The organism is Labedaea rhizosphaerae (assembly GCF_004362825.1).
GTDB classification, from domain to species: domain Bacteria; phylum Actinomycetota; class Actinomycetes; order Mycobacteriales; family Pseudonocardiaceae; genus Labedaea; species Labedaea rhizosphaerae.
The window spans coordinates 35,943-52,420 of the sequence record NZ_SNXZ01000011.1; the positions used below are offsets into that span (position 1 = coordinate 35,943).

General features: G+C 71.1%; 18 protein-coding genes. 9 read left to right on the plus strand and 9 right to left on the minus strand.

Annotated elements, in window-relative coordinates:
* Positions 1-7: 7 nt before the first annotated feature.
* Complete coding sequence (locus tag EV186_RS36850) at positions 8-475, minus strand: MSMEG_6728 family protein (RefSeq protein ID WP_133854180.1); 468 nt, start codon at positions 473-475, stop codon at positions 8-10.
* Between the two features lie 7 nt (positions 476-482).
* Complete coding sequence (locus EV186_RS36855; protein ID WP_133854181.1) at positions 483-869, minus strand: STAS domain-containing protein; 387 nt, start codon at positions 867-869, stop codon at positions 483-485.
* A 117-nt stretch (positions 870-986) separates the two neighbouring features.
* Between EV186_RS36855 and EV186_RS36860 the strand changes: the two genes are divergently transcribed.
* The 6 genes from EV186_RS36860 to EV186_RS36885 all read left to right on the plus strand — a co-directional run bounded on the left by EV186_RS36860 (position 987) and on the right by EV186_RS36885 (position 6,229).
* Positions 987-1,730 (plus strand): phytanoyl-CoA dioxygenase family protein, encoded by a 744-nt coding sequence (locus tag EV186_RS36860; RefSeq protein ID WP_133854182.1) that lies wholly within the window; start codon positions 987-989, stop codon positions 1,728-1,730.
* A complete protein-coding gene (locus tag EV186_RS36865) occupies positions 1,727-2,593 on the plus strand; it encodes a helix-turn-helix transcriptional regulator (RefSeq protein ID WP_133854183.1) in 867 nt (288 codons plus the stop codon). The genes EV186_RS36860 and EV186_RS36865 overlap by 4 nt, the downstream gene beginning before the upstream one ends.
* Positions 2,594-2,666: 73 nt before the next feature.
* Positions 2,667-4,250, plus strand: coding sequence for an FMN-binding glutamate synthase family protein (locus EV186_RS36870; RefSeq protein WP_133854184.1), 1,584 nt, complete (start codon positions 2,667-2,669; stop codon positions 4,248-4,250).
* Between the two features lie 66 nt (positions 4,251-4,316).
* A complete protein-coding gene (gene mbp1 / locus EV186_RS36875; RefSeq protein ID WP_208115992.1) occupies positions 4,317-4,553 on the plus strand; it encodes a microaggregate-binding protein 1 in 237 nt (78 codons plus the stop codon).
* Positions 4,554-4,691: 138 nt separating this feature from the next.
* Positions 4,692-5,660 (plus strand): RNA polymerase subunit sigma-70, encoded by a 969-nt coding sequence (locus EV186_RS36880; protein WP_133854185.1) that lies wholly within the window; start codon positions 4,692-4,694, stop codon positions 5,658-5,660.
* Entirely contained in the window at positions 5,657-6,229 is a 573-nt protein-coding gene (locus tag EV186_RS36885; RefSeq protein WP_133854186.1) for a dihydrofolate reductase family protein, read from the plus strand. Before EV186_RS36880 ends, EV186_RS36885 begins: the two co-directional genes overlap by 4 nt.
* 27 nt (positions 6,230-6,256) lie before the next feature.
* Here the strand turns inward: EV186_RS36885 and EV186_RS36890 are convergent, their stop codons facing one another.
* From EV186_RS36890 to EV186_RS36905, 5 genes are all read right to left on the minus strand, one after another.
* The gene (locus tag EV186_RS36890) at positions 6,257-7,003 is read right to left on the minus strand and encodes a hypothetical protein (protein WP_133854187.1); all 747 of its coding nucleotides are present in this window, start codon (positions 7,001-7,003) and stop codon (positions 6,257-6,259) included.
* 1 nt (position 7,004) lies between these two features.
* On the minus strand, positions 7,005-7,583 hold the full coding sequence (locus EV186_RS40385) for a hypothetical protein (protein WP_243754522.1): 579 nt from the start codon (positions 7,581-7,583) through the stop codon (positions 7,005-7,007).
* A complete protein-coding gene (locus tag EV186_RS40390) occupies positions 7,568-8,269 on the minus strand; it encodes a hypothetical protein (protein WP_243754523.1) in 702 nt (233 codons plus the stop codon). Before EV186_RS40390 ends, EV186_RS40385 begins: the two co-directional genes overlap by 16 nt.
* A gap of 7 nt (positions 8,270-8,276) precedes the next feature.
* On the minus strand, positions 8,277-8,678 hold the full coding sequence (locus tag EV186_RS36900) for a DUF6294 family protein (protein ID WP_133854188.1): 402 nt from the start codon (positions 8,676-8,678) through the stop codon (positions 8,277-8,279).
* 78 nt (positions 8,679-8,756) lie between these two features.
* Positions 8,757-10,619 (minus strand): RiPP maturation radical SAM C-methyltransferase, encoded by a 1,863-nt coding sequence (locus tag EV186_RS36905; protein ID WP_243754524.1) that lies wholly within the window; start codon positions 10,617-10,619, stop codon positions 8,757-8,759.
* Here EV186_RS36905 and EV186_RS36910 point away from each other — a divergent pair.
* On the plus strand, positions 10,596-10,820 hold the full coding sequence (locus tag EV186_RS36910; protein WP_133854189.1) for a hypothetical protein: 225 nt from the start codon (positions 10,596-10,598) through the stop codon (positions 10,818-10,820). The genes EV186_RS36905 and EV186_RS36910 overlap by 24 nt on opposite strands.
* Before the next feature lie 64 nt (positions 10,821-10,884).
* Here the strand turns inward: EV186_RS36910 and EV186_RS36915 are convergent, their stop codons facing one another.
* Positions 10,885-13,650, minus strand: coding sequence for an AfsR/SARP family transcriptional regulator (locus EV186_RS36915; RefSeq protein WP_133854190.1), 2,766 nt, complete (start codon positions 13,648-13,650; stop codon positions 10,885-10,887).
* A 135-nt stretch (positions 13,651-13,785) separates the two neighbouring features.
* Here EV186_RS36915 and EV186_RS36920 point away from each other — a divergent pair, with 135 nt between their 5' ends.
* Together EV186_RS36920 and EV186_RS36925 are read left to right on the plus strand one after the other, a co-directional pair.
* Positions 13,786-14,424 carry an RNA polymerase sigma factor gene (locus EV186_RS36920; protein WP_133854191.1) on the plus strand — a complete coding sequence of 213 codons (639 nt, stop codon included), beginning with the start codon at positions 13,786-13,788 and terminating at the stop codon, positions 14,422-14,424.
* A 193-nt stretch (positions 14,425-14,617) separates the two neighbouring features.
* Positions 14,618-15,790 carry a CynX/NimT family MFS transporter gene (locus EV186_RS36925; protein WP_208115993.1) on the plus strand — a complete coding sequence of 391 codons (1,173 nt, stop codon included), beginning with the start codon at positions 14,618-14,620 and terminating at the stop codon, positions 15,788-15,790.
* Positions 15,791-15,792: 2 nt separating this feature from the next.
* Here the strand turns inward: EV186_RS36925 and EV186_RS36930 are convergent, their stop codons facing one another.
* Entirely contained in the window at positions 15,793-16,470 is a 678-nt protein-coding gene (locus tag EV186_RS36930; protein WP_133854193.1) for a hypothetical protein, read from the minus strand.
* Between the last annotated feature and the right edge of the window lie 8 nt (positions 16,471-16,478).

The following is a 16,478-nucleotide window of genomic DNA, read 5'->3' on the forward strand; positions in this document are numbered from 1 at the left end:
CCGGTCCTCAGGAGGTGGCTCGGCGCGATCGGTCCGAGGATGGCCACACGTAAGGCAGGTCGTCCGGCACGTCGGGGAAGTGCGGCCGGTAGTGCGCGGGATCCTTGCGCACGAGCGCCGATCGGTGGCTGCGGTGGAAGCCGGGGTCACCCAGCCACGGCGGCAGGTCCCCGGCCGCCGCCAGTTCCGGCCGGCTGCGCACCCGCACCGAACCGAGGTCCTGGCGCAGGGTGTCGGCACAGGTGTCCTGGCGCCCGGTCGCGCACCACACCGCGCAGACGGTGAGGCCGTACCGGGTCAGGGCTTCCTCGTACCCGGCCCACATCTTCGCGGCGGGGTGGTGGCGCCAGCCGTAGCCGGGCACCGTCAGGGCCCGCAGGACCTGGATCGCCTCGACGCGTTGCTTGCCGAGTCGCCGCGGGTCCAGGACGGTGGCCGAGTCGTGGAAGTCCGCGCAGGGCAGGAAGGTCTGCATCCGCCCCTCAGCGCAGGAGGACCGGCGGGGTCTCGCGCATGGCGTCGGACAACGTGAGGAACCGCATCAGCTGGGGACCGGCGTGGGTCGCGGCGAGCACCTTCGCGGCGGCGCGTTGCGGCACCACGACGGAGAACCGTCGCTGCTCGGCCCGGGCGCGGGCGTGGGCGCGGGAGATGGTGCCGGCCGCGGCCGGCGTCAGCTCCGGGACGGCCGAGAGGTCCACGATCAGCCGGGGCGTGCGGTCCTGCCGCAGCACCCGCTCGAGGGCGCGGACGGTCGGCTGGTCCAGCGCACCGGTCACGGTGACCACGGTCATGTCGCTTCGGTGCCGGGAAACCCGCACGGCGGGGGTGCCGGCGTCCCACGCCGGGCGAATCACGCTCTTCCTCACGCCCAACCCTGTACCCAGGAACGCGGCGAAGCATGCGTCGTTCCGCTGTGATGTGGCCGGAATTGCGGCGGCGAAACGGGAACGTCAGGCGCGGGCGGCGACGGTAGCTTCGCCCCCATGAGCTTCGACGAGGACGGGTTCGCGTGCACCGGCGAGCTGCTGAGCGCGGCCGAGGTCGAGACCTACCGCGCGATCTACGACCGGTTCCTGACCGGCGCGATCGACTGCGGGCCCAAGCGCTCGGACCTCGGCGCGGGGACCACGCGCCGCGACGACGCGGTCGAGAACATCACGCAGATCATGTGGCCCTCGGCGCTGCACCCGCCGCTGCTGGCGCTCCCGTTGCACCGGCGCGCGCTCGACCTGGCGCGCCGGCTCATCGGCGACGACGCCGTGCTGGACTTCGACATGCTCATCGACAAGGCGCCGGGCAGCGCGGTCGCGACGCCGTGGCACCAGGACGCCGCGTACTGGCTGGACTTGCCGGACCCCCGTGCGGTGTCCGTCTGGGTCGCCCTGGATGAGTCGACTGTGGACAATGGCTGCATGTGGTACGTGCGCGGCTCCCACCGGACGCCCATCCGGCCGCACTGGCCGGCCGGGACCGGCGGCGGCGCGATCGAGTGCGCGTGCTCGGAGGACGAGCCCGGCGCGACGCCCGTGCCGTTGCCGCCCGGCCACGCGGTCGCGCACGCGGGCGGCACGTTGCACTACTCGCGGGGCAACAGCACCGACGGCCACCGGCGGGCGTACATCCTCAACTTCCGTCCGGCGGCCATGGTCGAACTGGAGCGCGAGCGCGGCATGGACCACGGCCTGGAGAACAACGAGCGGACCGTGCGCAACACCGCCGCGCGGTGACCTCCCGAGGAGCGGGGATCCCGTACAGCGAGGTCATCGACCTCGAGCAGAGCCCCGAGCGCACCATCGTCGAGTTGCCCGGCCTCGGCGCCCTGGGCGGCTACCGCTACCTGCACGCGCACGCACCGCGACCGCCCAGCCGGCACCGGACCCTGCTGGTCCTCGCGATGCCGGTGCGTGGCGCGTTCTCGTTCGACCTCGACGGCGACGTGCACGAAGTCCGTCCTGGCCGGCTGATCCGGATCCCGCCGGGCCGCACGTACACGACCGGGCTGGCCGCCGAACCCCGCGGCGCGCTGATCTGGCTCATCGCTCGCGTCCTCACCGGGCCGGACACCACCGCGCGAGCGCTTCGATTGCTGGCCGAGCCCGCTGGTGCGCTGATCGCCGATGCGGAGCAGGTCAGCGCGCCGTTGCAGCAGGCGTTGACCCTCGCCACGGCGGAGCGCGATTGGATCGGCGACGCGTTGCTGTCCCACGCCGTCGCCACCGGCGTGCTCGCCGCCGCCCGGGCCTTCACCAGCGGAGATCGGTCGCCGTCGTGGCCGCACCAGCGGGTCGCGCGGGTGCTGGCCTGGATCGAGGAACACGTCGACGAGCCGATCACCGCCGCCGACCTGGCCGCCGTGGCGGGGCTGTCCACCACCCGGTTCTACGACGCCTTCCGCGCGGCGACGGGCACCAGCCCCAAGGACCACCTGTTGCGCCGCAAGACCGAGCTGGCCCGCGACTGGCTCCGCCGCGACCCGGCCGTCAAGGTCACGACCGTCGCCCACGCCCTGGGCTTCTCGACCCCTCAGCGCTTCGCGACCGTGTTCCGGCGCTACCAGGGCGTGTCGCCGTCGGCGTGCCGCGAACCGTAGCGACGCCCGGGTGGGGCGGGCGCCGAATGCGGGATGTCATGCGTTGGGTGCGACCCACGGTTAGCGTGTGCGCGTGCTGAGATTCGCTGTCGTCGCGGTGATCGCCCTGGGCGCGCTCGTGGGCATCGCCGCGACCGTGTTCTGGTCGTGGTGGTGGCTCTTCCTGGCCTTACCGCTGGTCGTCCTCGCCGCGGTGGGGATCTGGGACCTGGTGCAGCGCAAGCATTCCGTGCTGCGCAACTACCCGCTCATCGGGCACCTCCGGTTCCTGATGGAGGCGCTGCGCCCGGAGCTGCAGCAGTACTTCATCGAGCGCAACTTCGATGGCCGGCCGTTCGACCGGGACGTGCGCTCGATCGTCTACGAGCGGGCGAAGGGCACCGACGACGCCGAGGCGTTCGGCACCGAGCGCAACGTCTACGACGACGGTTACGAGTTCTTCGTGCACTCGATGGCGCCGGTGCCGGTGCCCGACGAGCCGCCGAAGATCCGGGTCGGCGGCCCGGGCTGCACGAAGCCCTACGACATGGCGCTGCTCAACGTGTCCGCGATGAGCTTCGGCTCGTTGTCGGGCAACGCCGTCCTCGCGTTGAACCAGGGTGCCAGGCTCGGCGGGTTCGCCCACGACACCGGCGAGGGCGGTTTGTCGGAATACCACCTGCGCGGCGGCGGTGACGTCATCTGGGAGATCGGCACCGGCTACTTCGGCTGCCGCACCCACGACGGCGGCTTCGACCAGGCCGAGTTCGCCGACAAGGCCGCCCACGACTCCGTCAAGTGCGTGTCGCTGAAGCTGTCCCAAGGCGCCAAGCCGGGAATCGGCGGGGTACTGCCAGGCAGCAAGGTCAACGCCGAGATCGCCCGGGTGCGTGACGTGCCGCAGGGCCGGACGGTGATCTCGCCGCCGTACCACCGGGTCTTCTCCACACCCCGCGAGCTGGTGGCGTTCATCGCGCGGATGCGAGAGGCGGCAGGCGGCAAGCCGACCGGGATCAAGCTGTGCCTGAGCTCGCGGGCGCAGTTCCTCGCCGTGTGCAAGGCGATGGTGGCGGAGAACGTCACGCCCGACTTCATCGTCGTGGACGGCGCCGAAGGCGGGACGGGCGCGGCCCCGCTGGAGTTCGCCGACCACATCGGCACGCCGCTGACCGAAGGCCTCATCACCGTGCACAACAGCCTGGTCGGCACCGGCCTGCGCGAGAAGATCAAGCTCGGCGCCAGCGGCAAGGTGGCCACCGGCGCGGACATGGTCAAACGCATGCTGCAGGGCGCGGACTACACCAACGCCGCACGCGCGATGATGTTCGCGGTTGGGTGCATCCAGTCCCAGCGCTGCCACACCAACACCTGCCCGGTCGGGGTCACCACGCAGGATCCCCGCCGGGCGCGGGCCCTGGACGTGGGGGACAAGACGCAGCGGGTGCACCGCTTCCAGCAAGCAACCGTGCACAGCGCGTTGCAGATCATGGCGTCGATGGGCGTGCGGCACCCCGACGACCTGCGACCGCACCAGCTGCGTCGCCGCATCGCCCCGCACGAGGTCCGCTCCTACGCCGAGCTCTACGACTGGCTCGAGCCTGGCGAACTCCTCGCCGAGCCGCCGCCGGACTGGGCCGAGGACTGGCGGCGCGCCGACCCCGACCGGTTCACCGTGTGAGATCGCGGGTGGCTGGGTACTCGACGGGTCAGCACGCGCAACAAGCGCAACAAGGAGGTGCGGCTGATGTCTGATCGCAGTGGCCCGGCCGAGGGTGTCAAGGGCGTCGTCGAGGACGTCAAGGGCAAGGCGAAGGAAGCCGCCGGCGCGGTCGTCGGCAACGACTCGATGACCCGCGAAGGCCAGGCGCAACAGGACAAGGCCGAGGCGCAGCGCGAGGCCGCGGAGAAGGAAGCGGCCGCCGAGAAGGCGCGCGCCAAGGCGGACGTGCACGAGGCTCGGGAGCGTTCCGAGCAGACCTGAGCACCTGAGTAACACGCGCGGTCCCCGCGCGATGTACCTGTCGAGCCCCGCGGTGCTGTCGGACCCCCGACCTGGCAGCACCGCGGGGCTTCGTCATGCGCCCGATTCCTTTCCGGCGCCGTGTGCGTCTATATACGCATGGAGGGTGAGACCCAGTTCGCGGCGCGGACCGAATCCTTGCGCGGGGAGTTGCTGGCGCACTGCTACCGGATGCTCGGCTCGGTGGACGACGCCGAGGACGTGGTGCAGGAGACGTTGCTGAACGCGTGGCGGGCGTGGGAGACGTTCGCCGGTCGCTCGTCGCTGCGGACCTGGTTGTACCGGATCGCGACCAACGCCTGCCTGTCCGCGCTGCGCGGGCGGGCGCGCCGGGTGCTGCCCTCGGGGCTGGGGCCGCCGGGGGAGGACCCGCACGCGCCGATCCAGGCCGCGGGCCCGGGTGTGCGCTGGTTGCAGCCCGTCCCGGACGCCCTCGTCACGCCGGCGTCCGATGATCCCGCAGTCGCGGCCGTCGCGCGGGAAGACCTGCGGCTGGCGCTGATCGCGTGCCTGCAGTACGTGCCGCCCCGTCAGCGCGCCGTGTTCCTCCTGCGGGAGGTGCTGGGGTTCTCGGCGCCGGAGGTCGCGGAGATGCTCGGGGTCAGCGTCGCGGCGGTCAAGAGTTCCCTGCAACGTGCCCGTGCCAACCTCGACGCGGCCCCGGCGGACGCCGAACCGCCTGCGGAAGCCGAACAACGCGTGCTGCTGCAGGAGTACATCGCCGCCTTCGAGAACGCGGACGCCGCGGCGTTCGAACGCCTGCTGCGTGCCGACGCGGCGCTCGAGTTCCCACCCGCCGCCACGTGGTTCGCCGGTCGCCGCCGGTGTGTGCCGTGCCTGGCCCGCACCGCGACGACGCCCGGCGAGTGGCGGATGTTCCCCACGACCGCGAACGGCCAGCCGGCCGCCGTGTCGTACCGGCGCGGCGAGGACGGCGTGCTCCACGCGTACGGCGTCGCCGTGCTCACCATCGTGCCCGGCGGCATCGCCCGTATCACCGCGTTCGGCGATCCCGGTCTCGTACGCCGGTTCGCCATGCCAACCACCTATTCCGGAGGACTTTCATGAGACAACTCCACGCCTCTTCGCTGATGAGCCTCGACGGTGTCGTGCAGGACCCCGGCGGGTTCGGCGAGACCGACCAGGGCGGCTGGGCGCTCCCGTACTTCGACGAGGAAGCCGTTCGCGACTCGATGGCCGCACTCGCCGCGGCCGACACGTTCCTCTGCGGGCGGGTGACGTACGAACTGCTGTCCCGCGCGTGGTCGGGGAACACCGGCCCCTACCCGGACATGATCAACGCCATGCCGAAGCTGGTCGCCTCCAAGACGTTGAGCGAACCCCTGACCTGGAACGCGACCGTGATCGACGGTGACCCGGTGGAGCACCTCACCGCGCTGAAACAACGCCCGGGCAAGGACATCGTGATGTACGGCAGCCCGACCTTGATGCACACGCTCATGCAGCACGACCTCGTCGACACCTTCAAGGTCACGCTGATGCCCTTGGTCCTCGGCAGCGGGAGCCGGCTGTTCCTGGACGGTGCGGTGCCCAAGACGCTCGACCTCGTCGAGACCAAACCGCTGCGGTCGGGTGCCGTGATGCTCACCTATCGGCGCGGTTCAGCACCGGCTTGAGCAGGCCCGGCACCGCTTCGTCGATGCTCACCTCGTCCCACCGGTAGGCGCCCCGCCGGCCGCGATCGTCGCCTCGTGCGTGATCGGGCCGGCGGGGCGCTGCGCCCTTTTCTTGGGTCGAGGTGCCGTAGTGGTGGGTGTCGTGCAGTTGGTCGGGGCGTCCCTGGGGGTCGGCGTCAGGGTGGTGCCGCACGGCGGAAGTGGCTTCGGCGGCTCGGGCGACGGCCACGCCACGAGGACCGCCAGCACGATGGCCGCGGCCGCCACGACGCCGCCGACCACGGCGGGCACGGTGAAGCGCCGGGATCGGGGGGTGTCGCTGACGGGAGTTTCGCTCGCGGTGACGGCCGACCGCATGGCGAAGGGCGCGGAGCTCTCCACCGTGAACCCGGCTTCGTCGGCCAGGAACCGGCGGTAGGTTCTCAGGGCGGCGTCCCGCGCCTGCTCGAGATCCGTCGCGGCGGGTGAAACGACCGCCGAGCTGACGAAGCCGAACAGCAGCCGCAACGGCCGGCTGTGGGCGTCGCGCGGTGCTTCCTCGGTACCGGCATCTTCGGCACTGACCACCTGTTCGGTCCACACCAGACACACACGACGACCGCGGGCGCTCTGCCCATCGGCCACGTGGACCGCGTCGGTGTGCGACGGAACCGCTTGCTCCTCCAGGAATCCGTAGTCGCCGTCGGCGATCAGGAACTCGGGCGCGAGCAACACGGAGTACCCGCGGTCACGTCCGCGCGCGACGAGGAACGGCCATGCTTGCGTGGCGGCCATGTCAGAACCCGCCGTTCAACCGGGAGGCGGGCAACGCGGTCTCCAGCCGGACCACCTGGTGTTCCAGCTCCCGCATGACCTGACGCCGGGCCCGCACCACCTCCTCGGCGCGCCGGTCGGCGGCGCTGAGGTTCGCCATCGCCGTCGCGTACCCGGTGTCCGGCTGGGCCCGGGAGTCCAGGAACAGGGCCATCCCGACCTCGCCGAGCACCCCGCCACCCATGGCGGCGGCCAGCGCGCGGCCGGCTCGTTCGGCCAGGAACTTGCTCAGCGACCGGACCGCCTCCCGCGGTCCCATCGACATGCGGCGCTGCGCCTCGGCGAGGATCCGCTCGCGGGTGGCCTGGTCCAGCGACGCTTCCACCTGCCGAAGGATGTCCGGCACCACCGCGGACAGGACCGCCTCGACGTTGGCGGGCTCGTACCGGCCCTCGGGCAGCTTGCGCACCTCGCCGTCCTTGAGCACCGCGAAGTCGTGCCCGACCGCGCTGACCGGGATCAGCCGGACGATGCGCCACTGGGTGTGCACGCGGACGAGCTCGCGGAACCCTTGCACGGCGGTCATCAGGAAGTCGCGCACGAGCCGCAACCTGGCGTCCTCGCCGGTTCCAGGCCGTCGAGCAGGTCCCACTTGGTGATCACGAAGACGATCGGCGTCCGCGTCGCCAGCATGCCGTGGATCATCGAGTCGAGCGTCGACTGCAACGTGACCCGCCCCCGCGGGTCGCCCCGGTAGGCCCGCAGGACCATGAGCCCGTCGATGATGCCGACCAGCGCGTGCGCCGACGCGATGGCGGCGAGCAGCCGGGCCTGGGCCGTGGACCCCGGCGCGTCGCGGTCGGTGAGCAGTTCGCCCGGGTATTCGAGATAACCCAGTTTCAGCACCGTTTCCGGTGTTTCGGTCAGGTGCGCGACGACGCTGAACTCGTACTCGCGCATCTCGCCGCGGGTGGTGCCTTCGGGCCAGTCGGTCCGCGAGTCGGCGGTCTCCCGGTACCAGCGGTTCAGCTCGATCAACTGGTCGTAGGGCGCCTTGAGGTAGTAGCTGCGATCGCGCGGTACCTGCAGCGTGCGGTAGATGCTCGTCAGCAGCAGCGTCTTGCCCGAACCCTGCAACCCGAGGGAGACCACGTTGAAGGTCGGTACCGGGAACTCGTCCGAAGAGGACTCGCGGGCGGGCTGGTTCGTGGTGCGCCGCAGGTGCACCACGAGCGCGGTGCAGCCCGCGATGACCACGAGGCCGAGAACGACGACGGTGAACGACATCACGGCCTCAGCAGCTCGAGTACATCTTCAGGGCGGCGATGTCGTTCCACAGCTGTGGATCGAAGCTCGCCCAGGCGCGGAACCGGTAGTGCTCGCCGGCCTCGGGCATCTTGCGGACGAACTTGCGCCAGTCGCCCGCGACGGGGTGCTCGGTGGTGAGCGAGCCGAGGGCGGCGCCGTCGGCGTCCACCAGGTCGACGTGCCAGATGACCCACGTCGCACTGTCCGCGCCGCTGGTGACGGTGCCCGCGAACGTCGCGCTGCCGTCCGGCACCAAGGTCCACGTGGCGCCCTCGGCCAGCGTGCAGTGGCCCTTGCTGATCGAGTCCCACGAGAAGACCCATGGCGCCCACCCGGTCCGGCGCACCGCGGCCCGGCTCGACGCTTCGACGATCACTGATGGATGCATGGCACCGTTCCTCGCTCACTGGCCCTCGCTCACTGGCCCTATGTCTTGCCAGAGGCGGTGGACGAGCGCGTGATACCGCTATCGACCGGGGGTCGCGGGCAGGGCCAGTGCGACGGCGAGGTCCTCGTCGAGGAACATCAGCCCCCGGTCGGCGAAGCGGCGCAACGCCGACCGCACGACGGCGACCGGCATGGCGAGGTCGAGGTCGCGGCGCACGGCCGAGGCCGTGCGGGGCCGGTCCACGCACGCGAGGTAGATGTCGGCGAGCGTGTCCCGGAAGGTGTAGGTGCCGGGCTTGTCCGGCCGGCTGTCGTGGATCTGCAGGAAGCCCGGCGCCGAGCGGTACTCCAGCCGTGGCGACGCCCGCCAGGCGGCCGACCACTCCGCCACGGCCTTGGTCACCGGCGCGTACACCGCCGGGTCGAGCGCGGCTTCCGTTTCGTAGTCGAAGAAGTAGGCGACCCGGTCGAGGTCCACGGTCGCCGGGTAGACGTGCCGGTAACTGGCTTCGGGGGCACGCACGCGCATCGGCTGGGCGAACATCGGGCTGAACCGTTCGAGCCACACCCGGTCGGCGCCGGTCGGCGGTTGCAGGTGGACCAGGTGCGGGATCGCGGCGGCCTGCTCGGCGTAGTCCTCGGGCGTCTCGCCGGGGAAGCCCCAGAGGATGTTCCAGCTGACGTCGATGCCGTAGTACCGGGCCCAGCGCAGGAGGTTGACGTTCTGGGCCGCGCGCACGCCTTTGGCCATGAGCCGCAGGACGTTGGAGTTGAGGGATTCGATGCCGGGTTGCAGGCGCTTGACCCCGGCCGCGGCCAGGCCCTTCACCTGCGCACGCGTCAGGTTTGCCTTGACCTCGTAGAAGAACTCGTAGTCGTGACCACCGTCGACGATGGCGGGGAAGACTTCCTTGAGGTAGGTGGGATCGAGGATGTTGTCCACGGCGGTGAACCGGAACCTGCGGTAGCGGCGGGCCTGCGTGCCGAGCTCGTCGAGGACCCGGTGCGGCGACTTGGATCGGAACCGCATGGTGGTGCCGTTGAGCCCGCAGAACGTGCAGTGGTGCTTGGCGCCCCACCAGCAGCCGCGGGCGGATTCGAACGGGAGCTCCGCTCGTCCGGTGGGGATGCCCAGGCGGGCGGCGCGTTCGAAGTACTCGTCGTAGTCGGGGACGGGCAGGTCGTTCAGCTGGTTCAGCGGTGCCGGCGGGGTCGTCACGACCTGGTCGCCGATTCTCCTTGCCAGACCGGGGACTCGAGCCGGATCAGCATCCGTGGCCAGCGCTTCGAGCAAGCTCGGGAACGCGGTGTCACCCTCGCCGACGACGGCGTGGTCGATGCAGTCCAACGCGCGGACCAGCTCCGGACCCATCTCGCCGTCGAAGTTCGCGCCGCCGAACAAGGTCACGACGTCGGGGTAGCGCTGCTTGAGCCGGCGTGCGAGGGCGAACGAGGCCGTGTTCTGCTGGTAGGTGGAGCTGAACCCGACCAGCCGGGTACCGGCCAGCTCGTCGACGAGGGCGTCGAGGAACCGGGGCACGTCGTGCTGCCGGACGGCCAGCAGTTGTTCTCGGTCCACATAGGACAGCTCGGCGACGAACTCGGCCAGGAACCGGCCGTCCTGGTCCGGGGCGGCAGCACCGAAGGCCGCGACGGAGAACAGCCAGTCGCCGACCTGCCGGCCACGGTGCTCGGCCAGCAGGGCATAGCACTCCGCGCCGATCCGTGCCGCGAAGTCGAGGTTCGCGTGCAGGGTGCGGACGGGGAAGCCGTGCTGCCGGCCGATGGCCCCGAGCAAGCCGAGCTGGATCGATGGCCGGTCGATGTGCTGGAACGGCATCGACACGATGACCGTCGGCCACGCCGCCCGCTGCTCGGCCGTGCTCACAGCGACGGCACCGGAGGCGGTGACGGCGGCGTGGCCGTCGTGGTCGTGGTGCACGTGATGCTGGTCGGACCGATCGTGTTGGTGATCGAGTGGGTGGAGGAGGACGGTGGCGATGGTGACGGCGCCCCGGGGCCGGGTTCGAAGCTGACGGCGAACTCCGCAGCGAAGGTCGAATCCGGGCCGATGACCTTTTTGACCGGGCCGAGGATCGTGTCGAGCAAGGTCCTCTCGTCCGGCGTGAGATCGCAGGCATAGAGCTTCGCGAACAACGAGGCGGCAACCGCTGGGAGATTCGGTTCTTCGGACATGGATCCTCCGGTCATGGTCTGTCGGCTGTGTACTTCCTGAGCTTGTCGAGCACCAGCAACGCCTCCGGGTGGCCGAGCTGGTCGAGTATCCGGTGGGCATGCCGCCACGCGGCGCACGCCGCCTCCAGGTCGCCGGTGTCGTGGTGCACATCGGCGAGGCGGGTCAGCGTGCGGGCCTCGTTGATGAGGTAACCGTTGCGCCGGAACAGCTCGATGGCTTTCGAGTAACACTCGACGGCCCTGGTCGCGTCGCCCAGGTGGCTGTGGGCGTAGCCGAGGCTGTCCCACGTCGGCGCCGCGTTCAGGAGATCCCCCAAGCTGACGTGGAGGTCCAGGGCCTCCTGGCAGTACTCGACGGCGACCTCGTGCTCGCCGAGCAAGGCGTGGAACCAGCCGACCGCGTTGAGCTCCTTCGCCTGCCCCGCCAGGTGCTCCGCGCCGCGGTACAACGCCAGGGCCTTCTCGGCGTGCGCCAGCGCCTCCACGGTTTTGGCTTGGGTATCGAGCATCCATGCGTAGCGGTGGTGGACCTCGGCCTGGCCGATGACGTCGTCGACCGACTCGTACAGGTTCAACGCGGCCTGCAGGTTCGTGCGTGCGTCGTCGTACCGGCCGAGCCAGACCTGGCTGCAGCCCACGTAGCAGTGGGCGAACGCCTGTTTCGCCGGATCGCCCAGCCGGGTCGCCGCGGCCAGCGCGGTGGTGAGCGCGACCAGCTCGTCCTGCCAATGACCTTGGATGGCAAGGAATCGGCGCAGCGTCCAGCCGAGCTCCCACACCTGGGCATCGAAGACGGCATCCTGGTGCAGCGCCGTCAACAGGATCCGGTATTCGGTCTTGAACCACGTGAGGGCGTGGTTGTGGTCGGCGATTCGTCCGGGTTCGGCTCCGTCCGGCAGGGGGCTCAGCGTGGGTGGGACCTCGCGGCGCGGATCGAGGAACCCATCCGCGAGGTAGGCCGTGTGGACGTAGTGGCCGAGCACCCGTTCGACCGCATCATGCCGGTCGGCCGCGGAGTCGTTGGCGTACACGAGTTCCGCCGCATACGCGCGCAGCAGGTCGTGGCAGGAGTAGCGGCCCGCGGCGTGCTCCGTGATCAGGTGTGCTCGCGCGAGTTCGGTCAGCTCTGGGCGCACTGGCCGCCCGGCCAGGCTGGCCGTCGCCGCCACCCCGATGTCCGGGCCCGGGTGCAGCCCGAGCTGGCGGAACAGCCGCGCGGCCGCCGGGCTCAGCCGCCGGTAGGACCACGAGAACACGGCCCGGGGATCGGTCGCCGGGTCGGTGTCGGCGAACTCGTCGAGGCCGCCACGCGCTTCGCGCAGCTGGTCGGCCAACGCGGCGAGGCGGAAGCGCGGGTGGGTCGCGGCGCGGGCCGCGACCACCGCCAGCGCCAACGGCAGCCGCGCGCACAGGTCGATGATCTCGTCCACGGCGCCGGGCTCGGCGGCGACGCGGGCCGCGCCGATCCGCTCGTGCAGCACGGCGAATGCCTCGTCGCGGTCCAGCAGGTCGACCGCCACCGGGTGCGCACCGGTCGTGACGAGGCCACGCAGCTGGTCGCGGCTGGTCACCACGGCCAGGCAGCCGGGCGCGCCGGGCAGCAGCGGGCGGACCTGCTCGACGTCGCGGGCGTTGTCCAGCACGACGAGGACCGGATGCGTGGCGAGCAGGCTCCGGTACAGCCCGATCTGCGCCTCGAGCGTGCTCGGGAGGCGGTCCCGCGGCACCTCGAACGCCTCGAGGAATCCCCGGACCGCCTCCGACGGCGTCACCGGCGCCCCCGACGGGTCGAAGCCCCGCAGGTTCACGTACAGCTGGCCGCCGGGGAACCTCGCGCGCGCCGTGTGAGCCCAGTGGATCGCCAACGTGGTCTTGCCGACGCCTGCTGTGCCGGAGAGGACCACGGTGCGCGCCGCCGTGTCGTCCTCGGCGAGCACGCGGTCGAGCTCGCCGAGTTCTGCTCGCCGCCCGGCGAAGCCGCGGGTGTCGGCGGGCAGCTGGGCCGGTGTCACCCCGGCGTAACCACCCGATGCCGTGGCCGGCAGTTCGTCGCGCAGCAGCGCGGCGTGCAGGGCCCGCAGTTCCGCGCCGGGTTCGACGCCCAGCTGGTCGGCGAGGCGACGGCGCACGATCGCGAAGCGTTCGATGGCTTCCGCACCCCGGCCGACGGCGTGCAGTGCCTTCATGAACAACGCTTCCAGCGGTTCGGCCAGCGGGTACTCGGTGACGAGATCGGGGATCCGGCTCAGCACCAAGGCGGCGCGGCCCAGGCGCAGTTGCAGCTCGCTCCACTGGACCGCGGCCTCGACCCGGCGCCGGTGCCAGGTCGTGCGCACCTGTTCGGCCCATTCCCCGGTGATCCCCGCGAGCGGTGTGCCTTGCCAACTGTCCAGCGCCTCGGTCAATGCGGCGGCGCGTTCCGCGTCGCCGTGATTGGCCGCCGACCCGCGTTCGACCAAATGAGTGAACCGGTGCAGGTCGACGTCGTCCGGGTCGATTTCCAGCACGTAGCCACCACCGCGCCGGGTGAGGTTCACGGACATTTCCCCGGCTTCGGCCAGCAGCCGCCGGATTCGGCTCAGGTGTGAATACAGCACATTGCGAGCCGCCGCCGGCGGGTCCTCGTCCCACACGCGGTCGACGAGGACCTCGATGGGCACCGGACGACCTGCATCGACCGCAAGAACGGCCAAGACCGCATGCTGGCGGGGTGTGCCGAGGTCGCGCAGCCGGCCCCCGGCCCGCAACTGCACCTCCCCGAACAGACGCAACTCCATTCGGCTCCCCGGAGTCCGACCTGCGGCGAACGGCCCAGCCGATGCTGCCTGCTCCGCAAGGTCGCCGCAAGGTCGCCGACCAGGTCGTGGCGAAACCGTGAGCGCGAATCCTTCGAACCCCGCCGAGGAGGAACGATGGTTTACCACGACGAACCCGTCCGGCCGCTGCTGCAGCGAGCGGCGAAGGGAATGGATTCGGCCTGGCGAGAAATTGTCCAGCGCTACGCGCCGTTGGTTTTCGCGGTGTGCCACCGGTACGGCATCGGGGGAGCCGACGCCCAGGATGTCGCCGGTTCGGTGTGGCTCGGGCTGGTCGCGCACCTCGACCGGATCCGGGAACCCGAAGCCCTGCCCGGCTGGATCGCGACGACGGCGAAGAACGAGTGCCTCGCGCAACTGCGGCACCGGGCCCGGCAGATCCCGACCGACGCCGACCAGCTCGACGTCTCCGTGGCGGCCGACTTCGACGCGACCTTGATCGCCGCCGAGCGTGACGACGTGGCGCGGGCGGCGTTCGCCCGGCTGCCCGAGCGCGACCAGGACCTGCTGTCGATGCTCTTCGCCGATCCGCCGGTGTCCTACAAGGAGATCAGCTCGACCTTGGGCATCCCGGTCGGCGCGATCGGCCCCACCCGGGCGCGCTGCCTGACGCGGGCTCGCCGGACCCCGGCCGTCGCCGCCTTGGCCGGGGCCGAGCGGCGGACGGCACGGAGAACACCGAAGGAACCTCTGGCAACGTCGCACGACCTGAAGAGGGAGGTGGAAGCCGCCTGATACCGCCGGTTCGCGCCGGGTTCGGGACCGACGTCACAGCCTCCCGGGTGCGGAGCCGTCTACGATGGCCATTCGTCCCATGGTAGGAGGACTTGTGGGGGAGGTGGCGAGGACGGTGTCGGCGCGAACAGGTCAGACAGCCGAGCCGGGTCAGTCGGCTCAGTCGGCGCGAACGGGTCTGTCGGCTCGGTCGGTGCGCCACACCCGCTACGGCCTGCTGTTCGTCGGCGTCCTGCTGATCGCGGCGAACCTGCGCGCGGCGATCACCTCCGTCGGGCCGGTGCTCTCGGACCTGCGCGCTGACCTGGGGCTCAGCGGCACGGTGGCGTCCATCCTGACCAGCACGCCGGTGTTCGCCTTCGCCGCGTTGTCGCCGGTGGCGCCCGCCGTCGCGGCGCGGATGGGCATCGAGCGGGCGCTGGGCCTGTCGCTGGCGGTGCTGAGCGTCGGCGTGGTGATCCGGTCGGTGCCCGGCACGGCGCTGCTGTGGACCGGCACCGTCCTGCTCGGCGCGGCGATCGCGTTGATCAACGTGCTGCTGCCGTCGCTGGTCAAGCGCGACTACCCGGACGCGGTCGGCAAGACGACCGGGCTGTACTCCTCGGTGCAGAGCGGGACGGCGGCGGTCGCCTCCGGGCTGGCCGTGCCGATCGCCGGCGTGGCGCAGCAGGGGTGGCGGCTGTCGCTGGGCATCTGGGCCGGGCTCGCGGTGATCGCGTTCGCGGTGTTCCTGCCGCAACTGCGCAGCCGGACCTTGCCGGCCGTGACCCCGGCCGCGCGCGGCCGGACGCCGTGGCGTTCCCTGCTGGGCTGGGAAGTCACCCTGTTCATGGGCTTCCAGTCCACTGTGTACTACACGATGGTCACCTGGTGGCCGTCGATCGAGCGCGACCACGGCGTCTCCGCGACGGCCGCGGGCTGGCACCTGTTCGTGCTGCAGATGATGAGCATCGTCGGCAACCTCGGCACCGCCACCATGCTGCACCGCCGCACCGCTCCCGGCGAACGTGCCATCGCCGTCACCATCACCGGCTTGCTGTTCCTCTCGGTCGGTGGGGAACTGCTCGCGCCGGGCGTGTCCCTGCTCTGGGCCGCGGCGTCGGGGGTCGGCGTCGGGTGCTGCATCGTGTACGCGTTGTCGCTGTTCGGGCTGCGTACGCGCAACTCGACGCAGGCGGCGGCGCTGTCCGGGATGGCGCAGTCGGTCGGCTACCTGCTCGCGGGCCTGGGCCCGGTGCTGTTCAGCCTGCTGCACGACGCGACCGGCGGGTGGAAGTGGCCGCTGGCGATCCTGCTCGCCCTGGTGGTCGGCCAGATGCTGCTAGCGGTGCTGGTCAGCAAGGACCGCTACGTCGCCGACGCCTGAGCTCAGGCCTTGCTGACGAAGTCCGTGCGGAGGTGTCCGCTGTGGCTGTAGTCGATCGTGGCCGCGTGCCAGGGTTTGCCCGCCGCGCGGTGGTGGCGCAGCAGCTCGTCCAGGAACGGCGGTGGGGTCCACGGGTGCTCGGTGTCGTTGACCGTGCGCACGGTGGCCGTCGGCCGCGTTCCGGGTGTGGCGGACAGGTGCACGCCGACGGAGCCGGGCGGGAGGTCGAACCGCAGCGAGGAGGCGATGCGGTTGAGGATCTGCTCGCGGTCGCCGTACTCGGGTTCGCCGCCGCTCCACCACGACGGGACGTGCTCCGGCTTGCGCGGGTAGGGGTTCAGGTCCTCGGCGTACTCCTCGGCGGTGATCACCGGGTCCCAGTCCGGGGTCAGCTCGAAGTTGTAGGACACCAGGTAGGCACCGGGCGGGTCGATCATCATCCGCAGCGCGAGCCAGGTCCCGGTGTTCGGCTCCCACTGGACCTGGCGCAGCTCGTCGAGCGTCATCAACAGGCCGGGCGGCAGGTCGAGCGGGACCGTCGAGTCGTCCGGGAGCACCGCCACGATCCGCATGTCGGCCATGAGGTTCACCATGGTGGCGCGCAGCTCGACGCGTCGCCAGTCCGGTGGCGCCACCGACAGCACGAGCCCGCCCAGCCGTGATTCCAGTTGGTCCAGCACGAGGCCTC

Excerpts from the sequence above, each read along its gene's own strand:
- EV186_RS40390 (WP_243754523.1), bottom strand. The coding sequence starts at position 8,269 with ATGTCGTTCACCGTCGTCGTTCTCGGCCTCGTGGTCATCGCGGGCTGC.
- EV186_RS36850 (WP_133854180.1), bottom strand. The coding sequence starts at position 475 with ATGCAGACCTTCCTGCCCTGCGCGGACTTCCACGACTCGGCCACCGTC.
- EV186_RS36915 (WP_133854190.1), bottom strand. The coding sequence starts at position 13,650 with ATGGAGTTGCGTCTGTTCGGGGAGGTGCAGTTGCGGGCCGGGGGCCGG.
- EV186_RS36885 (WP_133854186.1), top strand. The coding sequence starts at position 5,657 with ATGAGACAACTCCACGCCTCTTCGCTGATGAGCCTCGACGGTGTCGTG.
- EV186_RS36860 (WP_133854182.1), top strand. The coding sequence starts at position 987 with ATGAGCTTCGACGAGGACGGGTTCGCGTGCACCGGCGAGCTGCTGAGC.
- EV186_RS36900 (WP_133854188.1), bottom strand. The coding sequence starts at position 8,678 with ATGCATCCATCAGTGATCGTCGAAGCGTCGAGCCGGGCCGCGGTGCGC.
- EV186_RS36920 (WP_133854191.1), top strand. The coding sequence starts at position 13,786 with ATGGTTTACCACGACGAACCCGTCCGGCCGCTGCTGCAGCGAGCGGCG.
- EV186_RS36880 (WP_133854185.1), top strand. The coding sequence starts at position 4,692 with ATGGAGGGTGAGACCCAGTTCGCGGCGCGGACCGAATCCTTGCGCGGG.
- EV186_RS36890 (WP_133854187.1), bottom strand. The coding sequence starts at position 7,003 with ATGGCCGCCACGCAAGCATGGCCGTTCCTCGTCGCGCGCGGACGTGAC.
- mbp1 (WP_208115992.1), top strand. The coding sequence starts at position 4,317 with ATGTCTGATCGCAGTGGCCCGGCCGAGGGTGTCAAGGGCGTCGTCGAG.